General features: G+C 71.9%; 19 protein-coding genes. All 19 read left to right on the top strand.

The genetic code is table 11. From position 1 onward, the window contains the following. Positions 1 to 82 precede the first annotated feature (82 nt). Entirely contained in the window at positions 83 to 1,510 is a 1,428-nt protein-coding gene (locus ACWGH1_RS30675) for an MFS transporter (RefSeq protein ID WP_453409197.1), read from the top strand. A gap of 29 nt (positions 1,511 to 1,539) precedes the next feature. Then, positions 1,540 to 1,902, top strand: a complete 363-nt coding sequence (locus ACWGH1_RS30670; protein ID WP_453353251.1) for an acyl carrier protein — start codon at positions 1,540 to 1,542, stop codon at positions 1,900 to 1,902. Beyond that, the gene (locus tag ACWGH1_RS30665) at positions 1,899 to 2,726 is read left to right on the top strand and encodes a 4'-phosphopantetheinyl transferase family protein (protein ID WP_453353252.1); all 828 of its coding nucleotides are present in this window, start codon (positions 1,899 to 1,901) and stop codon (positions 2,724 to 2,726) included. The genes ACWGH1_RS30670 and ACWGH1_RS30665 overlap by 4 nt, the downstream gene beginning before the upstream one ends. 23 nt (positions 2,727 to 2,749) lie before the next feature. Then, positions 2,750 to 3,700, top strand: coding sequence for an ACP S-malonyltransferase (locus tag ACWGH1_RS30660; RefSeq protein WP_453353253.1), 951 nt, complete (start codon positions 2,750 to 2,752; stop codon positions 3,698 to 3,700). A 27-nt stretch (positions 3,701 to 3,727) separates the two neighbouring features. Further along, positions 3,728 to 3,964 (top strand): acyl-CoA carboxylase subunit epsilon, encoded by a 237-nt coding sequence (locus tag ACWGH1_RS30655; RefSeq protein WP_453353254.1) that lies wholly within the window; start codon positions 3,728 to 3,730, stop codon positions 3,962 to 3,964. A 117-nt stretch (positions 3,965 to 4,081) separates the two neighbouring features. After that, the gene (gene rfbH / locus ACWGH1_RS30650; protein ID WP_453353255.1) at positions 4,082 to 5,386 is read left to right on the top strand and encodes a lipopolysaccharide biosynthesis protein RfbH; all 1,305 of its coding nucleotides are present in this window, start codon (positions 4,082 to 4,084) and stop codon (positions 5,384 to 5,386) included. A gap of 55 nt (positions 5,387 to 5,441) precedes the next feature. Then, positions 5,442 to 5,945, top strand: coding sequence for a nuclear transport factor 2 family protein (locus ACWGH1_RS30645; RefSeq protein WP_453353256.1), 504 nt, complete (start codon positions 5,442 to 5,444; stop codon positions 5,943 to 5,945). Then, positions 5,942 to 6,160, top strand: coding sequence for a hypothetical protein (locus ACWGH1_RS30640; protein ID WP_453353257.1), 219 nt, complete (start codon positions 5,942 to 5,944; stop codon positions 6,158 to 6,160). Before ACWGH1_RS30645 ends, ACWGH1_RS30640 begins: the two co-directional genes overlap by 4 nt. Positions 6,161 to 6,431: 271 nt before the next feature. Then, positions 6,432 to 7,127: a phosphoribosylanthranilate isomerase gene (locus ACWGH1_RS30635; RefSeq protein ID WP_453353258.1), complete on the top strand. Its 696-nt coding sequence runs from the start codon at positions 6,432 to 6,434 to the stop codon at positions 7,125 to 7,127. Between the two features lie 101 nt (positions 7,128 to 7,228). After that, positions 7,229 to 7,897, top strand: a complete 669-nt coding sequence (gene upp / locus ACWGH1_RS30630; protein WP_453353259.1) for a uracil phosphoribosyltransferase — start codon at positions 7,229 to 7,231, stop codon at positions 7,895 to 7,897. Next, positions 7,894 to 8,802: an EamA family transporter gene (locus tag ACWGH1_RS30625; RefSeq protein ID WP_453353260.1), complete on the top strand. Its 909-nt coding sequence runs from the start codon at positions 7,894 to 7,896 to the stop codon at positions 8,800 to 8,802. Before upp ends, ACWGH1_RS30625 begins: the two co-directional genes overlap by 4 nt. A gap of 138 nt (positions 8,803 to 8,940) precedes the next feature. Further along, complete coding sequence (locus ACWGH1_RS30620) at positions 8,941 to 9,174, top strand: tautomerase family protein (protein WP_453353261.1); 234 nt, start codon at positions 8,941 to 8,943, stop codon at positions 9,172 to 9,174. 10 nt (positions 9,175 to 9,184) lie between these two features. Continuing rightward, a complete protein-coding gene (locus ACWGH1_RS30615) occupies positions 9,185 to 10,129 on the top strand; it encodes a pseudouridine-5'-phosphate glycosidase (RefSeq protein WP_453353262.1) in 945 nt (314 codons plus the stop codon). A 67-nt stretch (positions 10,130 to 10,196) separates the two neighbouring features. After that, positions 10,197 to 11,294: an alkene reductase gene (locus ACWGH1_RS30610; RefSeq protein ID WP_453353263.1), complete on the top strand. Its 1,098-nt coding sequence runs from the start codon at positions 10,197 to 10,199 to the stop codon at positions 11,292 to 11,294. A gap of 14 nt (positions 11,295 to 11,308) precedes the next feature. Then, entirely contained in the window at positions 11,309 to 12,250 is a 942-nt protein-coding gene (locus tag ACWGH1_RS30605; protein ID WP_453353264.1) for a ribose-phosphate diphosphokinase, read from the top strand. Between the two features lie 289 nt (positions 12,251 to 12,539). Next, positions 12,540 to 16,388 carry an amino acid adenylation domain-containing protein gene (locus ACWGH1_RS30600; protein ID WP_453356510.1) on the top strand — a complete coding sequence of 1,283 codons (3,849 nt, stop codon included), beginning with the start codon at positions 12,540 to 12,542 and terminating at the stop codon, positions 16,386 to 16,388. 114 nt (positions 16,389 to 16,502) lie between these two features. Further along, the gene (locus ACWGH1_RS30595; RefSeq protein WP_453357178.1) at positions 16,503 to 17,336 is read left to right on the top strand and encodes an AfsR/SARP family transcriptional regulator; all 834 of its coding nucleotides are present in this window, start codon (positions 16,503 to 16,505) and stop codon (positions 17,334 to 17,336) included. Beyond that, the gene (locus ACWGH1_RS30590; protein WP_453357179.1) at positions 17,336 to 18,076 is read left to right on the top strand and encodes an SDR family NAD(P)-dependent oxidoreductase; all 741 of its coding nucleotides are present in this window, start codon (positions 17,336 to 17,338) and stop codon (positions 18,074 to 18,076) included. Before ACWGH1_RS30595 ends, ACWGH1_RS30590 begins: the two co-directional genes overlap by 1 nt. A 106-nt stretch (positions 18,077 to 18,182) precedes the next feature. Next, the gene (gene metK / locus ACWGH1_RS30585; RefSeq protein WP_453409196.1) at positions 18,183 to 19,406 is read left to right on the top strand and encodes a methionine adenosyltransferase; all 1,224 of its coding nucleotides are present in this window, start codon (positions 18,183 to 18,185) and stop codon (positions 19,404 to 19,406) included. Positions 19,407 to 19,410 lie beyond the last annotated feature (4 nt).

Genomic DNA, 19,410 nt, shown 5'->3' with positions numbered 1-19,410 from the left:
GGGCGGGGGGCCCCCGGGCGGGCCACCCCCCCCCGCCGGCCCCGCCCCGCACGTTCCACCCTCCTCACGGCGAAGCGAGAGCATGCAGTCCTCGACCACCTCCCCGGCCGGCGCCGGACGCAGCGGGACCCGCTGGGCCCTGGTCTCGGTACTCTCGGCGAACATGCTGGTCGACGCCCTGGAGGTGTCGGCGACCCTCGTGGCGCTGCCGCAGGTCGGCGACGGCCTCGGGCTGCCGGTGCCCGGCGCCCAGTGGGTCGTCAGCGCCTTCGCCGCCGGGTTCGGCTCGCTGGTGCTGCTCGGCGGCCGGCTCGTCGAACGCCTGGGACGCCGCCGGGTCTACCTCGTCGCCCTGCTGCTCTTCGCCGCGGCCTCGCTGGCGGGCGCCCTCGCCGACAGCGCGGCGCTGCTCGTCGCCACCCGGGCCGTCAAGGGCGGCTGCGTCGCTCTGACCGCGCCCACCGGGCTCGCCATCCTCCTCTCCGCCGTCCCCGAAGGCCCTGCCCGGCGCCGGGCGGTCTCGCTGTACTCCTTCTTCGGCGCCGCCGGCTTCTGCGCGGGCCTGCTGCTGTCCGGCCTGCTGACGGGCGTCGGCTGGCGCTGGACCCTCGCCTTCCCGGCCCCCGTCGCAACCGTCCTGCTCGTCGCCGGACTGCGGCTGATCCCGCGCGCCGGGACCGGCCCGCGGCCCGGGACGGGAGCCACCCGCCCGGCGCTGGTGGCCGGCCTCGGCCTCGGCGGCACGGTGGCGCTGCTGCTGTACGGGCTCTCCTGCGCGGCCGGAGCGGGCCGCGAACCCGCCCGCGCGGGGGCCGCCTTCGCCGGGGCGCTGCTGACGGGGGCCGTCTTCGTCGCGGCCGAACGGGCCTCCCCGCGCCCGCTGCTCGCCGCCGGGCTGCTGCGGCACGCGCCGCTGGTGCGCTCCGCGATCGGGGCGGCCGCGCTCAACGGCTCGTACGTGGCCTTCCTGCTGGTGGCCACCTCGGACCTGCACCGGGCCGGCGCGACGCCGTGGCGGACCGCGCTCGCCTTCCTGCCGGCCGGCGCCCCGCTCGCGGTGAGCGCCCTGTACTCGGCCCGGATCGCCGACCGGCTGGGGCCCGCCCGGGCCGTCGCCGCGGGCGCCGCGGCCGCGCCGCTCGGCTACGCCCTCTACCCGCGGGCCGCGCCCGACGGGCTGGGCTTCGCCGACCTGCTGCCCGCGACGGGCTGCGTCGGGGCCGCCTTCGTCCTCGCCTTCACCGCACTGCACCTCCAGGCGACGAGCGGTCTCCCGCCCGGGCTGCGGCAGCCGGCCGGCGGGCTCTACCAGACCTGCGTCCAACTGGGCGCCGCCCTGACGGCCGTTCCCGTGGCCGCGCTGTACCCGGCGCACCGGGGCGCGGCGCTCGGGCTGGTCACGGCCGTCGGCCTGACCGGCGCGGGCGTCGCCCTCGGGGCGCTGACCGGCCGCAACCGACTTCCCCACCTCCCCGCCCCTCGGGCGTACGGGGACACCCGTACGCCGTGACCCCGGAAAGCATCATGACCACACTTCACATGTCGCACACATATGAGACGGATACCGGGCTGGTCCACATCAGCCCGCCCGACGTCACCCTGCTGCACACCGTCGGCAGGCGCGAACGCACCCGGATCCTGGAGCAGTACGTACGCGAGGAGCTGGGCCGCATCCTCGGCATCGAACCGCACCGCGTCGACACGACCGGCCGCCCGATGGGCTGCCTGGGCATCGGCTCGATCTCCGGGATCGAACTGCAGTACCGGATGGAGGCGGTGCTGGGCGTCGACCTGAACCTCCAGCGGCTGCTCACGGCGAACAGCGCACAGGAGCTCATCGACTGCCTCGTCGGCCAGTTCGGCCCGGAGTCGCACCTGCACGGGGCAGCGGTGCCGGCATGACGACGACCACCCTGCGGCCGGCCACCCGCCCGGTCGTGAACCACCTCGACCTGCCCGACGCCGACTTCACCCTCTCCCCGGACCGGGTCGACCTGTGGCTGGTGCGCCGCCCCACCGGGGCCGACGCCGAAGCGCTGGCCGTGGCCGAGCTGGACGCGGAGGAACGCAAGCGGACCGACGCCTTCATCAGGCGCTCCGACGGCCTGCTCTACGCGGCCGCCCACGTGGCGGTGCGCCGGCTGCTCGGCCGGTACACGGCGACCCTGCCGCAGGACGTGCGCTTCATGCGCGAGCCCTGCCCGGGTTGCGGCGAACCGCACGGCCGCCCCGCGCTGTCCCCGCCGCCGCCACCGCTGCACTACTCCCTCTCGCACAGCGGGGGAGTCGCGCTGGTGGGCGTGGGCACCGTGCCGCTCGGCGTCGACGTGGAGAAGCTGCCGGGAGTGGAGACCGTCGACATCTGCTCGAAAGCGCTGCACCCGGACGAGCAGCTCGAGATCGCCCGGGCCGCGGCCGGCGAGGCCCGCCGACAGCTCTTCGGCCAGATCTGGACTCGAAAAGAAGCGTTTCTCAAGGGACTCGGGACAGGGTTGAGCCGCTCACCCGCCGAGGACTACCTCGGCACCGACCACGACCGGCACCCGGACGACTGGACCATGGTCGGCATCCCCGCCGACACCTCCCACGCCGCCGCCGTGGCGGTGGCCGGGCCCGCTCCCGCGGTGGTCGACGTCCGCTGGGTTCCCGACAGCTGGCTGGCCGCCGGAGGTTCCGCGTGCGGTGCGTCCGCCCCCTGGCCGGACCGCACGCCCCTCGCCAGTTGACCGCAGACTAAGGACGTGACCGGATGACCCGTAACGCATTCGTCTTCCCCGGCCAGGGCTCCGAATGCGCCGGCATGGGCAGAGAGCTGCTCGCCCGGCGTCCGGAACTCGCCGGCACCTATTTCCGCGCCGCCGACGACATCCTCGGGATCCCGCTGGCCCGGATCTGCCGGGACGGCTCGGACCGGGACCTGGAGGATCCGGTCGTGGCTCAGCCGGCCGTGTTCCTGACGAGCCTGGCGGCCCTGGAAGTGCTGCGCGGGGAAGGCCTGGAGCCGTACGCGGTCGCCGGGCACAGCCTCGGCGAGTACATGGCGCTGGTCGCCGCGGGCGTCCTGGAGTGGACCGACGCGCTGTGGCTGGTCAGGCTGCGCAGCGAACTCGTCGCCACCGTCGGGGACCGGGTCGGCAGCGCCACCGCGGCCGTCATCGGCCTCAGCCGCCGCGACCTGGTGCGGCTGTGCGCCGAGTCGCGCGCGGCCACGGACCGGGTCGTGGAGGTGGCCGGGGACAACGAACCCCGCCAGACGGTGGTCTCCGGGGAGGCCGAGGCGGTGTCCCACCTGACCGCGGCCGCCCGCGCGGCCGGGGCCCGGGTACGGCCGCTGCGGGCCGGCGGCCCCTTCCACTCCAGCCTGCTGCGCGAGGCGGAGGCCGAGTTCACCGAGACCCTGATCGCCACCACGTTCCGCGATCCGGTGCTGCCGCTGGTCTCCAGCGTCACCGGGGGGCGGATCGAGAGCGCCGCGGAGGCCGTCGTCGCGCTGCGCGGCCAGCTGACCCGGCCGGTGCGCTGGACGGAAGCCGTCGCGGCGCTCGCCGCCTCGGGCGCCGACCGGTTCGTGGAGGTGGGGCCCGGCCGGGTGCTCGGCGGCCTGGTCCGGCGCATCCTGCCCGACGCCCACGTACACACGACGCACACCGCCGCGCGGCCGGTCCCCGCGGTGGACGCGCCGAGCGACACCGCGGTCTGACGGCCGTCACGAGACGAGGAGCACCCTGTGAGAAGGCACGACCCCGGCCGGTTCATCCGCGTGGAGAAGGGCCGGCCCGACGCCGACGAACTGGCCGCCCTGACGGCCGTCGTACTGGCCCGGGCCGCGGCCTACGAGGGCCAGTACGGCGGCACGGCGGGCGCCGGGCCCGCCCGCGCGAGCTGGCACCGCCCCGAGCGCCACCGCGCCTTCGGCGGCGCGCGCACCTGGCGGGACAACTCCCCCGCACCGCGGACCGCCTGATCCGCGCCGTACGACCGGCGACAGGACCCGTCACCGGCCCGCGACCGTGACACACCCAAGCGACCGCGGCGAGCGCGGTGACACCTTCGGCCCTGAGCGCCGGGAAGGGATCACGTCATGAACATCCACAAGGGACTCGTACTGGACGAGACCGTGAAGTTCCACCAGGACACACAGGTGGACCGGCCCTTCGTCCCCGGCACCACCGAGATCTGGCCCGCCGGCGCGGTACTGGACGAACGCGACCGCACGGCGCTGGTCGAGGCGGCGCTGGAGATGCGGATCGCCGCCGGACCCAGCTCGCGCAGGTTCGAGTCGCGCTTCGCCCGCAAGCTGGGACACCGCAAGGCGCACCTGACCAACTCGGGCTCCTCCGCCAACCTGCTGGCCATGACGGCCTTCACCTCGCACCTGCTGGAGGACCGGCGCCTCAAGCGGGGGGACGAGGTCATCACGGTCGCCGCCGGCTTCCCCACCACCGTCAACCCGATCATCCAGAACGGGCTCGTCCCGGTCTTCGTGGACGTCGAGCTGGGCACCTACAACACGACGGCGGACCGGGTCGCGCGGGCGATCGGCCCCAAGACCCGCGCCATCATGATCGCGCACGCCCTCGGCAACCCCTTCGAGGTCGCCGAGATCGCCCGGCTCGCCGCCGACCACGACCTGTTCCTCATCGAGGACAACTGCGACGCGGTGGGCTCCACGTACGACGGGCAGCTCACCGGAACCTTCGGCGACATGACGACGGTCAGCTTCTACCCGGCCCACCACCTGACGATGGGTGAGGGCGGCTGCGTGCTGACCTCGAACCTGGCGCTCGCGCGGATCGTGGAATCGCTGCGCGACTGGGGCCGGGACTGCTGGTGCGAGCCGGGCGAGACCAACAAGTGCCTCAAGCGCTTCAAGTACCAGATGGGCACCCTCCCCGAGGGCTACGACCACAAGTACATCTTCTCGCACGTCGGCTACAACCTGAAGGCCACCGACATCCAGGCGGCGCTCGGCCTCACCCAGCTCGACAAGCTGGACGGCTTCTGCGCGGCCCGGCGCCGCAACTGGCGCCGGCTGCGCGAGGGCCTGGACGGCGTGCCCCACCTGATCCTGCCCGAGGCCACCCCGCGCAGCGACCCGAGCTGGTTCGGCTTCGCGCTCACCGTGGACCCCGCGGCGCCCTACAGCCGGGCCGCCCTGGTGGACTTCCTGGAGGACCGCAAGATCGGCACGCGCCGGCTGTTCGCCGGGAACCTGACCCGGCACCCGGCCTACATCGGCGAACCGCACCGCGTCGTCGGCGACCTCACGAACAGCGACATCGTCACCGACCAGACGTTCTGGGTGGGGGTGTACCCGGCGCTGACCGACGAGATGCTCGACTACGTCATCGCCTCCGTCAAGGAGTTCGTGGCGTCCCACACCTAGGCCCGTACCTGGATTCCCACCGGGCCGGATCTCCCCCTTCGAACCAGGAGCGGCCATGCCATCGATCCACGACGAGCTCGCGGATCTGTCCGCGCAGGTACGGGTCCTGCGCGACCGAGCCGAGCTGCGGGACCTCTTCGACCGCTACGTCAGCGCCCTCGACACCGGCGCCCGCGCCCGCGCCGGAGCCGGCGCGGTGGCGTTCGACGAGCTGTTCACCGAGGACGCCTCCTTCGTCTTCCCCATCGGCACCTGCACCGGCGCCGAGGGCTTCGCCGTGCTGCGCCGGGAGGCCGGGGCGCGCTGGTCGCGCACCCACCACATCAGCGCCAACCACGACATCCGGCTCGACGGCGACCGGGCCACGCTGCGCGTCCAGCAGCTCACCCGGCACCTGCACCGGCCCGGGGCCGGGCCCGCGGCACCCTTCGAGGTGGGCGGGTACTGCCAGGCCCGGGCCGTGCGCACGCCGGCCGGCTGGCGGCTGGACCGCGTCGCCTTCCACGTCGTGTGGGACGCCGGGGACCGCCTGCCCGAGCTGACCGGAGTGCAGTGGTGAGCACCGGGATCACCGGCCACCTCGTCCCCGCGCGCCGCAGGCCGGTCCGCGAACCCGTACGCGACACCGCGCGGCAGCGCGCCGCCCTCCGCTTTCCCGAGCTGACCTATCCCGCGCCGGGCCACCCCGGGCCGCCCCTGACCACCCTGATGCGCCGCCGGGCCGCCTGGGGGATCGCGCTCGTCCGGGGCCGCGCCGCCCGCCGTGGCCGCTGAACCTCCGGCACCCCCTCCGGCGCCCCCACCTTGGCCCAACGGCCTTGGATTCGGGGGCGGTTGGCCGGTACCTGACGGTCCCTGACACAGACGTGGCGAAGGTTGACACGGATCTGACATAGAGCTCATTGACCCATGGATGGGTACCAACGAGGCTTTTGGAGAGCATCCCGCGACGTGTACCGAAAACCGTCATACCGGACCACGTCCTGTCGTATCACTGCCCGTAAATGTTCTGTTCATTCAGCTTCGCCCTGAAAAGGAAACACACATGAGTGACGTGAAGGATCTGGTGCAGGTCGCCGGGATCATCGACGCCGAAGAGGCCGCGCTGCTGGCCGAGGAGGGCGTCGACTGGTTCGGGTTCCCGCTCCGCCTCCCGTCGGGCAAGGACGACATCTCCGAGTCGGCGGCGACGGAGATCATCGCAGGCCTGAAGGCCCCCCAGGAGGGCGTCCTCATCAGTTACATGACGGACGCCGACGAGATCAGCGCCTTCACCACCCAGCTCGGCGTCAAGGCCGTCCAGCTGCACGGTGACGTGGAGCCGGAGCAGCTGCGCAAGCTCAAGGCCAACCGTCCCGACCTGTACGTGCTCAAGAGCCTGGTCGTGAAGGAGGACAACGCCGAGGAGCTGCTCCAGCTCGTCGACGACGTCGCCGACGCGGTGGACATGTTCATCACCGACACCTTCAACCCGGCCACCGGAGCCAAGGGCGCCACCGGTCTCACCCACGACTGGAACGTCAGCGCCGAGCTCGTCCGCCGCTCCCCCAAGCCCCTGATGATGGCCGGCGGCCTGAACGCGGAGAACGTCGCCGACGCGATCCGCTTCGTCAAGCCCGCCGCCGTCGACGCCCACACGGGCCTCGAAGGCGCCGACGGCCGCAAGGACCGCGCCAAGGTCGCCAAGTTCGTGGCCGAGTCGCGCAAGGCGTTCGCCGAGATCGCCGGCGAGACCGCCTGACCCAGGCAGAACGCCCGACCCCGGGTTGCGGCCGCCCTGGGCACCCCCCACCGGGCCCCGGCCGCAGCCCGTCTCCACCGACCGACGAGAAGCAGGTTCTCATGGCGACCGGCCACTTCAACGTCCACCCGCTGCCGCAGACCAACCAGCTGCGGGCGATGCACACCATCATCCGAGACCGTGACGCCTCGCGCGCGGACTTCGTCTTCTACTCCCGGCGCATCATCCGCCTCCTGCTGGAATCCGCGCTGGACCTGCTGCCGTTCGACAAGCAGAAGGTGATCACGCCGGTCGGCGAGACCTACGAGGGCCTGAAGTTCACGCCCAACCTGTGCGCCGTGCCCGTGATCCGGGCCGGGGACTCGATGGTGGACGAACTGCGCGCCGTCGTACCCAACATCCGCGTCGGCAAGATACTCATCCAGCGGGACAAGGCCACCAAGCTCCCGCACTACCTCTACCAGAACCTGCCGGACGACATCGCCGAGCGGCAGGTGCTGCTGCTGGAGCCGATGCTCGCCACCGGCGGCAGCGCCAACGCCGCCATCGGCCTGCTGCTCGAAGCGGGCGTGCACGAGGAGAACATCGTGTTCGTCAACTTCCTCGCCGCGCCCGAGGGCATCGAGGCGGTCCACGCCAAGCACCCCGCGGTCAAGATCGTCACCTCGTCGGTCGAAGAACGGCTCAACGAGAACGCGTTCATGATCCCCGGCATCGGCGACTTCGGCGACCGCTTCTTCGGCACCACCGACTCGGCAGTGGTCCGATGAAGAACCGCGCACTGACCGACTCGGCGCTCACCGCGCTCGCACCGGCCATCTGGGGTTCGACGTACCTGGTCACCACCGAGCTGCTGCCCGAGGGCCGCCCGCTGCTGGCGGCCATGCTGCGCGCACTGCCGGCCGGCCTGGTCCTCGTACTCATCGGCCGCACCCTGCCCCGCGGCATCTGGTGGTGGCGTGCGCTCGTCCTCGGTGTCCTGAACATCGGCGCCTTCTTCTACCTGCTGTTCGTCGCGGCGTACCACCTGCCCGGCGGGGTCGCTGCGCTGGTGATGTCCATCCAGCCGATGATCGTGCTGCTCCTGGGCGCCCTGCTGCTCAAGGAGAAGATCAAGCAGATCCACCTGGCCGCCTGCGCGCTCGGCGCCGCCGGAGTGGCCCTGCTGGTCCTCCAGCCGAACGCCGGCCTGAACACCACCGGTGTCATCGCCGGTCTGCTGGGCGCGCTCAGCATGGCCTCCGGCATCGTGCTGACCAAGCGCTGGGGCCGCCCCGAAGGGGTGGGCCTGCTGACCTTCACGGGCTGGCAGCTGACCGTCGGCGGTCTCGTGCTCCTGCCGGTCGCGCTGATCGGCGAGGGCCTGCCCGACACGATCACCGGCAAGAACCTGGCGGGCTTCGCCTACCTCGGCATCATCGGGGCCCTGTTCGCCTACGCGATCTGGTTCCGCGGCATGGAGCGGCTGCCCGCGCTCGCCGTGTCGTTCCTCAGCTTCGCCTCGCCGCTCGCGGCCACCCTGCTCGGCTACTTCGTCCTCGACCAGGCCCTGTCGCCGCTCCAGCTCGTCGGCGCCCTCACCGTGGTCGCCGCCGTCATCCTGGCCCAGCCCCGCCCCGGCCGGGCCAGGCGGCAGGCGGCCAGGGCCAGTGCGCGGGAGCCCGTCGACGCCTGACGCGGCGGAGCTCCTCCCGAACTCCCCGCCCCACCGAAACCCCCCTGGTGGGGGCCGGGAGTGGCGGTGGCACACCGAGGTCTCCCCCGTCCTCGGTGTGCCACCCGTCCGCCACCGATCAGGAGAGGAACCGAGTCCGTGCCCCACATCCACGTCCGGCACTACCCGAGGGAATTCACGGCCGAACAGCTCCGGGCGATCGACGACGCGGTCACCGCCGCGGTGACGCGGACCTTCGCCACCGGCGAGGACACCGTCTCGATCTCGCTGGAGCCGGTCGAACCCGAGGACTGGGACGCCCACGTCCTCACCGAGATAGCGGCCCGCCGGGACCTGCTGGTCAAGCCGCCCGGCTACTGGAACGAGAAGTGAGAGACCTTCGATGAGCGCAAGCAGCGGCATCCCCGTCCGCTACACCGAGGAAGTCCGCGAGGCCCTCCACGACGGCACGGCCGTCGTCGCCCTGGAGAGCAACGTCATCACGCACGGCCTGCCCTACCCCGACAACGCGGCCACCGCCCGCAAGGTGGAGGACGCCGTACGGGCCGGCGGCGCGGTACCCGCGACGATCTGCGTCGAGGGGGGCGAGATCCGGGTCGGCATGTCGGACTCGGACATCGAGCGCTTCGCCTCCCTGCCGGACATCCCCAAGGTCTCCAGCCGGGACATGCCCCTCGTACTGGCCAAGGGCGGCCTCGGCGCGACCACCGTCGCGTCCTCCGTCGTGGCGGCCGAGCTCGCGGGGATCCCGTTCTTCTCCTCCGCCGGCATCGGCGGCGTGCACCGCGGTGCGCAGGAGACCTGGGACGTCTCCTCCGACCTCATCCAGTTCACCCGCTCCAAGGTCGCGGTCGTCTGCGCCGGAGCGAAGATGATCCTCGACCTGGGGCTGACGCTGGAGTACCTGGAGACGCAGTGCGTCCCGGTCGTCGCGTACCGCTCGGACGACTTCCCCGCCTTCTACTGCCGCACCAGCGGGCACCGGGCGCCCCACCGCCTGGACGACGAGCGGGTCATCGCCCGTGCCGTCGAGGCCCACTGGGCGCTCGGCAACAACAGCTCCTTCCTGATCACCACCCCGGTCCGGGAGGAGGACGCCATCGACTCCGCCGAGGTCGACACGGCCATCCGCGCCGCCGTCGCCCAGGCCACCGCCGACGGGGTCTCCGGCCAGGGCATCACCAAGTACCTGATGCGGGCCGTGGACGCCGCCACCGACGGGCGTTCCGCGCGCGCCAACATGGCCGTCCTCGCCTCCTGCGCCGAGGCCGCCGGCCGGCTCGCCGTCGCCCACGCCGAGCACCGCGCCGAACGCGCGGGCCGCTGACCCCGCCGGGGCCCGCTCCGCCGCCGTACCTCCGCACCACGCAAAGACCTCAATGAGGAGACACACGATGTCCGAGAAGCTGTTCGAGCCGGTCACCCTGGGGAAGCTGGCCCTGAGCAACCGCATGGTCATGGCGCCCATGAGCCGCAACCGCGCCACACCCGAGGGCCTCGCCACCGAGCTGATGGCCACTTACTACGCCCAGCGCGCCGGCGCCGGCCTGATCATCAGCGAGGGCGTCCAGCCCAACGTCGTCGGCCAGGGGTTCATGAACAGCCCCGGTCTGTACTCGCAGGAGCAGACCGAGTCCTGGAAGCAGGTCACCTCCGCCGTGCACCGCGCCGGCGGGCTGATCGTCGCCCAGCTCATGCACGCCGGCCGCATCGGACACCCCTCCCTGTACCCGAGCGCCCACCAGTCCGTCGCGCCGTCGGCCGTCACCGCGGCCGGCCAGTGCTTCGGCCCCGAGGGCCCGCTGGAGTACCAGGAGCCGCACGCGCTGTCGGCCGAGGAGATCGCCGACACCGTCAAGGAGTTCGCGGACGCCGCGCAGAACGCCGTCGAGGCCGGATTCGACGGCGTCGAGGTCCACGCGGGCAACGGCTTCCTGCTCCACCAGTTCCTCGCGGAGAACACCAACCAGCGCACCGACCGGTACGGCGGCTCCATCGAGAACCGCATCCGGTTCGCCGTCGAGGTCATCGAGGCGGTGGCCGAGCGCATCGGCGCCGACCGCGTCGGCGTGCGCATCTCGCCCGCCAACCCGTACAACGACATCGTCGAGGGCGACACCGCCGCCCTGTACGAGGCGCTCGTCGCGGCCCTGCCGCCGCTGGCGTTCCTGCACGTCCTGGAGGGCGGCAACCGCAGCCAGACCGAGGCGCTGCGCGCCCAGTGGACCGGCACCATCATCCTGTCCCCGCACCCGGAGAACCTGGGCGTCCAGGTCACCGCCGAGACCGCCACCGAGGCACTGGAGGCCGGTGTCGCCTGCGCCGTCGCGTTCGGCGCGGCCTTCCTGGCCAACCCGGACCTGCCGGAGCGGGTGCGCGCCGGCGGTCCCTTCAACGCGCTGGACACCACCACCTTCTACGGTGGCGACCACCGCGGCTACACCGACTACCCGACGCTGGCCGAGGCCGAGGCCGCGGCCGGATCCGCGTGAGCGGCCCGGGCCAGATGCTGCTGTTCTCGGGGCGCGCGCACCCCGAGCTGGCGGAGGCCGTGGCGGCCGAGCTGGGGACGACGCTGGTCCCGACGAAGGCGATCGACTTCGCCAACGGCGAGATCTACATCCGCTACCAGGCCTCGGTGCGCGGTGCGGACTGCTTCGTCATCCAGAGCCACACCGCCCCCATCAACAAGGCGATCATGGAACAGCTCATCATGATCGACGCGTTGAAGCGGGCCTCCGCCCGCAGCATCACGGTGATCCTGCCGTTCTACGGATACGCCCGCCAGGACCGCAAGCACAGCGGCCGCGAGCCCATCTCGGCCCGCCTGGTCGCGGACCTGCTGCGGACCGCGGGCGCGGACCGGATCCTGACGGTCGATCTGCACGCCGACCAGATCCAGGGCTTCTTCGACGGGCCGGTGGACCACCTGTTCGCGATGCCGGTCCTCGCGGACCACATCGGAGCCAAGGCCGACCGCGACAACCTCACGGTCGTCTCGCCCGACGCCGGGCGCGTCCGGGTGGCCGACGGCTGGTGCGACCGGCTGGGCGCGCCGCTGGCCATCGTCCACAAGCGGCGCGACAAGGACGTGGCCCACCAGGTCACCGCGCACGAGGTGGTCGGCGACGTCGAGGGCCGGGACTGCGTCCTGGTCGACGACATGATCGACACCGGCGGCACGATCTGCGCCGCCGCCGACGCCCTTTTCGCCCAGGGCGCGCGGGACGTCATCGTGGCGGCGACGCACGGGGTGCTGTCCGGCCCCGCCGCGGACCGTCTGAAGAACTCGCGGGTCAGCGAGTTCGTCTTCACGGACACCCTGCCGGTGCCCGGTGCGCTCGGACTGGACAAGGTCACCGTCCTGTCGATCGCCCCGCTCATCGCGGGCGCCGCCCGTGAGGTGTTCGAGAACGGATCGGTGACCCGGTTGCTCCAGGACCGGTAGAGCAGGCGGGCGGGCCGAGGGGGCCCGCCCGCACTCCGGGACCGTGCGCCCACGGCGCACCGTCCCGGCGGCTCTTCCGGGGGAGCGGCACTGGTTCCCTGTCCGTCGGTTTCTTCATGCCGGGCCGCCGCCCGGCTCTTCCGGCTCACCCCCGCGGTGTACCCCGGCCCGCGGGTGCCGTCCGTACCGCGGTGAGCCGCTGCAGACCGGGTCCGCCGCGTTGGCGCGGCCCGGTCGCGCGGGCGTCGGGCACGCCCGTTGTTCCACGAAGGAAGTAAGGAAGCGAGAAATGACCTTTCAGGAGACCAGCGTGCTCGAGCCCACCCTTCTGGGAACCAAGGCGTTGCCGGACCTGCTCGCCGAGCGGGTCGCGGAGCACCCGGAGGCGACCGCCGTCGTCTACCGCGACCAGAGCCTCACCTACCGCGAACTGGCGGCCAGAAGCTCGGCCCTGGCCGAGTACCTGAGACATCTCGGTGTCTCGGCGGACGACTGCGTCGGCCTCTTCGTCGAGCCGTCGCTCGACCTGATGATCGGCGCCTGGGGCATCCTGTCCGCCGGCGGCGCCTACCTGCCGCTGTCCCCGGAGTACCCCGAGGACCGGCTCCGGTACATGATCGAGAACAGCCAGGCGAAGATCATCCTGGCCCAGCAGCGCCTGGTGTCCCGGCTGCGCGAACTCGCGCCGAAGGACGTCACCGTCGTCACCCTGCGCGACTCCGACGCGTTCGTGCTGCCCGAGGGCACGCCCGCACCCGCCGTCGAAGGCGCCCACCCCGACAGCCTCGCCTACGTCATCTACACCTCGGGCAGCACGGGCCGGCCCAAGGGCGTGATGATCGAGCACCGCAGCGTCGTCAACCAGCTCGGCTGGCTGCGCGAGGCGCACGGGATCGACCGCAGCAAGGTCGTCCTGCAGAAGACCCCGATGAGCTTCGACGCCGCCCAGTGGGAGATCCTCTCCCCGGCCAACGGCGCCACCGTCGTCATGGGCGCCCCCGGCGTCTACGCCGACCCCGAGGGCCTCATCGAGACCATCCAGAAGCACGGCGTCACCACCCTCCAGTGCGTCCCGACGCTGCTCCAGGCGCTCATCGACACCGAGAAGTTCGACGCCTGCTCCACGCTGGAGCAGATATTCAGCGGCGGCGAGGCGCTCTCCCGCAACCTCGCGATCCAGGTCACCCGCGAGATGCCGGGCCGCGCCCTGATCAACCTGTACGGGCCGACGGAGTGCACCATCAACTCCTCCTCGTACACCGTCGACCCCGCGGCCCTGGACGAGGGCCCGCAGTCGATCTCGATCGGCAGCCCCGTCCACCGCACCGAGTACCACATCCTCGACAAGGACCTGCGGCCCGTCGGCGTCGGCGAGATCGGCGAGCTGTACATCGGTGGCGTCCAGCTGGCCCGCGGCTACCTGCACCGCCCCGACCTGACCGCCGACCGCTTCCTGGAGATCGCGGTCACCGACGACGGCGCCCCCACCCGCCTCTACAAGACGGGCGACCTGGGCCAGTGGAACCCGGACGGCACCGTGCAGTTCGCCGGCCGCGCCGACAACCAGGTCAAGCTGCGCGGCTACCGCGTCGAACTCGACGAGATCTCCCTCGCCATCGAGAACCACGAGTGGGTCCGCAACGCGGCCGTCATCGTCAAGAACGACGGCCGCACCGGCTTCCAGAACCTGATCGCCTGCGTCGAGCTGAGCGAGAAGGAAGCCGCCCTGATGGACCAGGGCAACCACGGCTCGCACCACGCCTCGAAGAAGAGCAAGCTCCAGGTCAAGGCGCAGCTGTCCAACCCGGGCCTGCGCGACGACGCCGAGCTGGCCGCCCGCACCACCTACGACCTGCCGGGCTCCGAGCCCACCCCCGAGCAGCGCGCCCGGGTCTTCGCCCGCAAGACGTACCGCTTCTACGAGGGCGGCGCCGTCACCCAGGACGACCTGCTCGACCTGCTCGGCGCCAAGGTCACCGCGGGCTACTCGCGCAAGGCCGCCGATCTGGCCCCCGCCGAACTGGGCCAGATCCTGCGCTGGTTCGGCCAGTACGTCAGCGAGGAGCGGCTGCTGCCGAAGTACGGCTACGCCTCACCGGGCGCGCTGTACGCGACGCAGATGTACTTCGAGCTCGAGGGCGTCGGCGGGCTGAAGCCGGGCTACTACTACTACCAGCCGGTCCGCCACCAGCTCGTGCTGATCAGCGAGCGCGAGGCCACCGGCAAGCCCACCGCGCAGATCCACTTCATCGGCAAGAAGAGCGGCATCGAGCCGGTCTACAAGAACAACATCGTCGAGGTGCTGGAGATCGAGACCGGCCACATGGTCGGCCTCTTCGAGCAGATCCTGCCCGGCTACGGCCTCGACATCCACGACCGCGCCTACGAGCCGGCCGTCCGCGAGCGGCTGGACGTCGCCGACGAGGACTACTACCTGGGCACATTCGAGCTCGTCCCGCACGCGGGCCCGCGCGCGGACCACGCCGAGGTCTACGTCCAGACGCACGGCAGCAAGATCGCCGGCCTGCCGGAGGGCCTGTACCGCTACGCGGACGGCGAGCTGGCCCGCTTCTCGGACGACATCGTCCTCAAGAAGCACGTCATCGCGATCAACCAGTCCGTGTACCAGGCCGCGAGCTTCGGCATCAGCGTCTACAGCCGGGCCCCCGAGGAGTGGCTGCGGTACATCACCCTCGGCAAGAAGCTCCAGCACCTGATGATGAACGGGCTGAACCTGGGCTTCATGTCGTCGGGCTACAGCTCCAAGACCGGCAACCCGCTGCCCGCCTCGCGCCGCATGGACGCCGTCCTCGCCGCGAACGGCGTCGAGAGCGGCCCGATGTACTTCTTCGTCGGCGGCCGCATCAGCGACGAGCAGCTCGGCCACGAGGGCATGCGCGAGGACAGCGTCCACATGCGCGGTCCGGCCGAGCTCATCCGCGACGACCTCGTCAGCTTCCTGCCCGACTACATGATCCCCAACCGGGTCGTGGTGTTCGAGCGGATGCCGCTGTCCGCCAACGGCAAGGTCGACGTCAAGGCACTGGCCGCCTCCGAGCAGGTCAACGCCGAACTCGTCGAGCGTCCCTTCGTCGCGCCGCGCACGGAGACCGAGAAGGAGATCAGCGCGATCTGGGCGAAGTCCCTGCGGCGCGAGAGCGTCTCGGTGCAGGACGACTTCTTCGAGTCCGGCGGCAACTCGCTGATCGCCGTCGGTCTCATCCGCGAGGTCAACTCCCGGCTAGGCGTCTCCCTGCCGCTCCAGAGCGTGCTGGAGTCCCCGACCGTCGAGAAGCTCGCCCGGCGTCTGGAGCGCGAGGTCGCGCAGGAGTCCTCCCGCCTGGTGCGGCTGCACGCGGAGACCGGCAAGGCCAACCCCGTGATCTGCTGGCCGGGCCTCGGCGGCTACCCCATGAACCTGCGCTCCCTGGCCGGCGAGATCGGCCTCGGCCGCTCGTTCTACGGCGTCCAGTCGCACGGCATCAACGAGGGCGAGACCGCGTACGAGACCATCGTCGAGATGGCGAAGGCGGACATCGAGGCCATCAAGGAGCTCCAGCCGACCGGCCCCTACACGCTGTGGGGCTACTCCTTCGGCGCCCGCGTGGCCTTCGAGACCGCCTACCAGCTGGAGCAGGCCGGCGAGAAGGTGGACAACCTGTTCCTGATCGCGCCGGGCTCCCCGAAGGTGCGCGCCGAGAACGGCAAGGTGTGGGGCCGTGAGGCGTCCTTCGCCAACCGCGGCTACACCACCATCCTCTTCTCCGTCTTCACCGGCACCATTTCCGGTCCGGACCTGGAGAAGTGCCTGGAGACCGTGACGGACGAGGCGTCCTTCGCCGAGTTCATCAGCGAGCTCAAGGGCATCGACATCGACCTCGCCCGGCGGATCATCTCGGTCGTGGGCCAGACCTACGAATTCGAGTACTCCTTCCACGAGCTGGCCGAGCGCACCCTCCAGGCGCCGATCAGCATCTTCAAGGCCGTGGGCGACGACTACTCGTTCCTCGAGAACAGCAGCGGTTACTCGGCCGAGCCGCCGACGGTCATCGACCTCGACGCCGACCACTACAGCCTGCTGCGCGAGGACATCGGCGAGCTGGTCAAGCACATCCGCTACCTGCTCGGCGAGGAGTGACAGCGCGCACCCCGCGGTGACGGCCGCCCCGCCGGAGCGATCCGGCGGGGCGGCCCCATCCGTCGGCGGCCGCCCGGCCGCCGCCGCTGTCCTGCTGACGAGGAGCCACGTTCCATGCGTTTCAATCTCATCGGCCCGTTCGAGATCGTCTCCGACGACGGACGGGTGTACCGGCCCGGAACCCCGAAGGTCTGCCAGACGCTGGCGCTGCTGCTCACCCGGCCCCATGAGATCGTCACGGCGGAAGCGCTCATCCACGAGCTGTGGGGCGACGAGCCGCCGCGCAGCGCCGTCACCACCCTCCAGACGTACGTGTACCACGCCCGCCGGATGCTGGTGCGCGAGAACCTGGCGCCGCCCGGGCGCTCCCTGATCGTCACCAGCCCGCCCGGCTACCGCATCCTCGCCGACGACGCCGAGATCGACATCCGGGTGTTCGAACGGCTCGTCGCCCGGGCCCGTACCGAACTCGCGGACGGCGAACCGGCCGCGGCGCTGCGCGGCGTCCGGCAGGCGCTCGACCTGTGGCGCGGCCCCGCCCTGTCGAACCACCCCGTGGGCGACGTGCTCAGCGGCCACCTCGTCCACCTGAACGAGTTGCGCGTACGGGCCTTCGAGATCCGCATCGAGGCGCAGGAACAGCTGGGCCTGAACCGCGAGTCCATCCCCGAGCTGCGCAAGCTCATCAGCGACTACCCGCTCAACGAGTGGTTCCACAGTCGGCTCATCACGGCCCTCGTGGCCGCCGGCCGGCGCGCGGAGGCCGTCCGGGCCTACCAGGACGTCCGCCGGGTCCTCGCCGACGAACTGGGCATGGAACCCTCGCCGGAGCTCAGGCAGCTCCAGGCCCGGCTGCTGAGCCCCGCCCCCCGGCGCGCCCCCGGGCCGCCCGCCGCCGCGGGCCCCCGGGCCGCGGGCGAACGGTTCGCGGTGCGGTCCGGTACCTGATGGCGGCACTGGAGGGCAGGGTCGCCGTGGTGACCGGCGGGACGAAGGGCCTCGGACTCGAGATCACCGAGGCGTTCGTCGCGGAGGGCGCGAGCGTCGTCGTCGGCGCGCGCGGCGCGGCCGGGGCGGACGAGGCCCTGGCGCACCTGGGCGGCCGTGCCGTCTTCCGGCAGACCGACGTACGCGATCCCGGCTCCGTGCGCGCGCTGATGCGGGCGGCGGCGGACCGGTTCGCGGGGATCGACATCCTGGTGGCCAACGCCGGTCTGAGCCGGCCGGGACCGGCGGCGGGGCTGGCCGTGACCGACTGGGCCGACGTCGTGGACACGAACGTGAACGGCCTCTTCCACTGCGTGCGGGCGGCGGTGCCGTACCTGGAGCGGAGCACGGCCGCCCGGATCCTCACGATGTCCTCGGCACTGGGCAGCCGGCCCGCCCCGGGCGCGTCCGCGTACTGCGCGACCAAGGCGGCGGTGGAGATGTTCAGCAAGGTCATCGCACTGGAGCTCGCGCCGAAGGGCATAGTCGTCAACTGCCTGGCGCCCGGCTTCATCGACGCGGGCATGGGACGGCTGCTCAAGCAGAACGAGGCGGTGTGGAGCAGGTACGCGCCGAAGGTCGCGCTGGGCCGGATGGGCACCGGCCGGGAGGTCGCCGAGGCCGCGGTCTACCTCGCCGGCGACGGCGGTTCCTACGTCAACGGGCACGTCCTGGAGGTCAACGGCGGCCTCGCCTGGTGAGGCGGGACACACCGCCGCGGGGCAGGGCCGCTTCCGGTGCTCGAGTGGATCTCCAGAGGGGTCGGAGACTGTCGCCTCCCGCCCACACCGCAGAAGGAATCCGCCCGTGTCCCGTCGCCTGTTCACCTCGGAGTCCGTGACCGAGGGCCACCCCGACAAGATCGCTGACCAGATCAGCGACACGATCCTCGACGCCCTCCTCACCGAGGACCCGGCCTCACGGGTGGCCGTGGAGACCCTCATCACCACCGGTCTCGTGCACATCGCGGGAGAGGTGACGACGAAGGCGTACGCGCCGATCGCGCAGCTCGTCCGCGACAAGATCCTGGAGATCGGCTACGACTCCTCGAACAAGGGCTTCGACGGCGCCTCCTGCGGCGTGTCGGTGTCCATCGGCGCGCAGTCCCCCGACATCGCGCAGGGCGTCGACACCGCCTACGAGCAGCGCGTCGAGGGCGCCGCCGCAGGCGGAGAAGGAGACGAGCTGGACAAGCAGGGCGCCGGCGACCAGGGCCTGATGTTCGGCTACGCCTGCGACGAGACGCCCGAGCTGATGCCGCTGCCGATCCACCTCGCGCACCGGCTCTCGCGGCGGCTGACCGAGGTCCGCAAGGACGGCACCGTCCCGTACCTGCGCCCCGACGGCAAGACCCAGGTCACCATCGAGTACGACGGCGACAAGGCCGTCCGCCTGGACACCGTCGTGGTCTCCTCGCAGCACGCCGCCGACGTGGACCTCGACGCGCGGCTGACGCCCGACGTGCGCGAGCACGTGGTCGAGTACGTCCTGAACCGGCTGGCGCAGGACGGCATCAAGCTGGACACCGAGGGCTACCGGCTGCTGGTGAACCCGACCGGCCGGTTCGAGATCGGCGGTCCGATGGGTGACGCGGGCCTGACCGGCCGCAAGATCATCATCGACACGTACGGCGGCATGGCCCGCCACGGCGGCGGCGCGTTCTCCGGCAAGGACCCGTCGAAGGTCGACCGCTCCGCCGCGTACGCGATGCGCTGGGTCGCCAAGAACGTGGTCGCCGCCGGTCTCGCCGCGCGCTGCGAGGTGCAGGTCGCGTACGCCATCGGCAAGGCCGAGCCGGTCGGCCTGTTCGTGGAGACCTTCGGCACCGCCAAGGTCGACACCGCGAAGATCGAGGAGGCCATCGGCCAGGTCTTCGACCTCCGCCCCGCCGCGATCATCCGCGACCTGGACCTGCTGCGGCCCATCTACGCCCAGACCGCCGCCTACGGCCACTTCGGCCGCGAACTCCCCGACTTCACCTGGGAACGCACCGACCGCGTCGACGCCCTGCGCGCCGCCGCCGGCCGGTAGACAC

The organism is Streptomyces sp. NPDC054883, from assembly GCF_053610645.1.
The sequence above is the reverse complement of the archived record's forward strand: the minus strand, read 5'-3'. Positions and strand labels throughout refer to the sequence as shown.

Excerpts from the sequence above, each read along its gene's own strand:
- ACWGH1_RS30675 (WP_453409197.1), top strand. The coding sequence starts at position 83 with ATGCAGTCCTCGACCACCTCCCCGGCCGGCGCCGGACGCAGCGGGACC.
- ACWGH1_RS30670 (WP_453353251.1), top strand. The coding sequence starts at position 1,540 with ATGTCGCACACATATGAGACGGATACCGGGCTGGTCCACATCAGCCCG.
- ACWGH1_RS30665 (WP_453353252.1), top strand. The coding sequence starts at position 1,899 with ATGACGACGACCACCCTGCGGCCGGCCACCCGCCCGGTCGTGAACCAC.
- ACWGH1_RS30660 (WP_453353253.1), top strand. The coding sequence starts at position 2,750 with ATGACCCGTAACGCATTCGTCTTCCCCGGCCAGGGCTCCGAATGCGCC.
- rfbH (WP_453353255.1), top strand. The coding sequence starts at position 4,082 with ATGAACATCCACAAGGGACTCGTACTGGACGAGACCGTGAAGTTCCAC.
- ACWGH1_RS30645 (WP_453353256.1), top strand. The coding sequence starts at position 5,442 with ATGCCATCGATCCACGACGAGCTCGCGGATCTGTCCGCGCAGGTACGG.
- ACWGH1_RS30635 (WP_453353258.1), top strand. The coding sequence starts at position 6,432 with ATGAGTGACGTGAAGGATCTGGTGCAGGTCGCCGGGATCATCGACGCC.
- upp (WP_453353259.1), top strand. The coding sequence starts at position 7,229 with ATGGCGACCGGCCACTTCAACGTCCACCCGCTGCCGCAGACCAACCAG.
- ACWGH1_RS30625 (WP_453353260.1), top strand. The coding sequence starts at position 7,894 with ATGAAGAACCGCGCACTGACCGACTCGGCGCTCACCGCGCTCGCACCG.
- ACWGH1_RS30615 (WP_453353262.1), top strand. The coding sequence starts at position 9,185 with ATGAGCGCAAGCAGCGGCATCCCCGTCCGCTACACCGAGGAAGTCCGC.
- ACWGH1_RS30610 (WP_453353263.1), top strand. The coding sequence starts at position 10,197 with ATGTCCGAGAAGCTGTTCGAGCCGGTCACCCTGGGGAAGCTGGCCCTG.
- ACWGH1_RS30605 (WP_453353264.1), top strand. The coding sequence starts at position 11,309 with ATGCTGCTGTTCTCGGGGCGCGCGCACCCCGAGCTGGCGGAGGCCGTG.
- ACWGH1_RS30600 (WP_453356510.1), top strand. The coding sequence starts at position 12,540 with ATGACCTTTCAGGAGACCAGCGTGCTCGAGCCCACCCTTCTGGGAACC.
- ACWGH1_RS30595 (WP_453357178.1), top strand. The coding sequence starts at position 16,503 with ATGCGTTTCAATCTCATCGGCCCGTTCGAGATCGTCTCCGACGACGGA.
- ACWGH1_RS30590 (WP_453357179.1), top strand. The coding sequence starts at position 17,336 with ATGGCGGCACTGGAGGGCAGGGTCGCCGTGGTGACCGGCGGGACGAAG.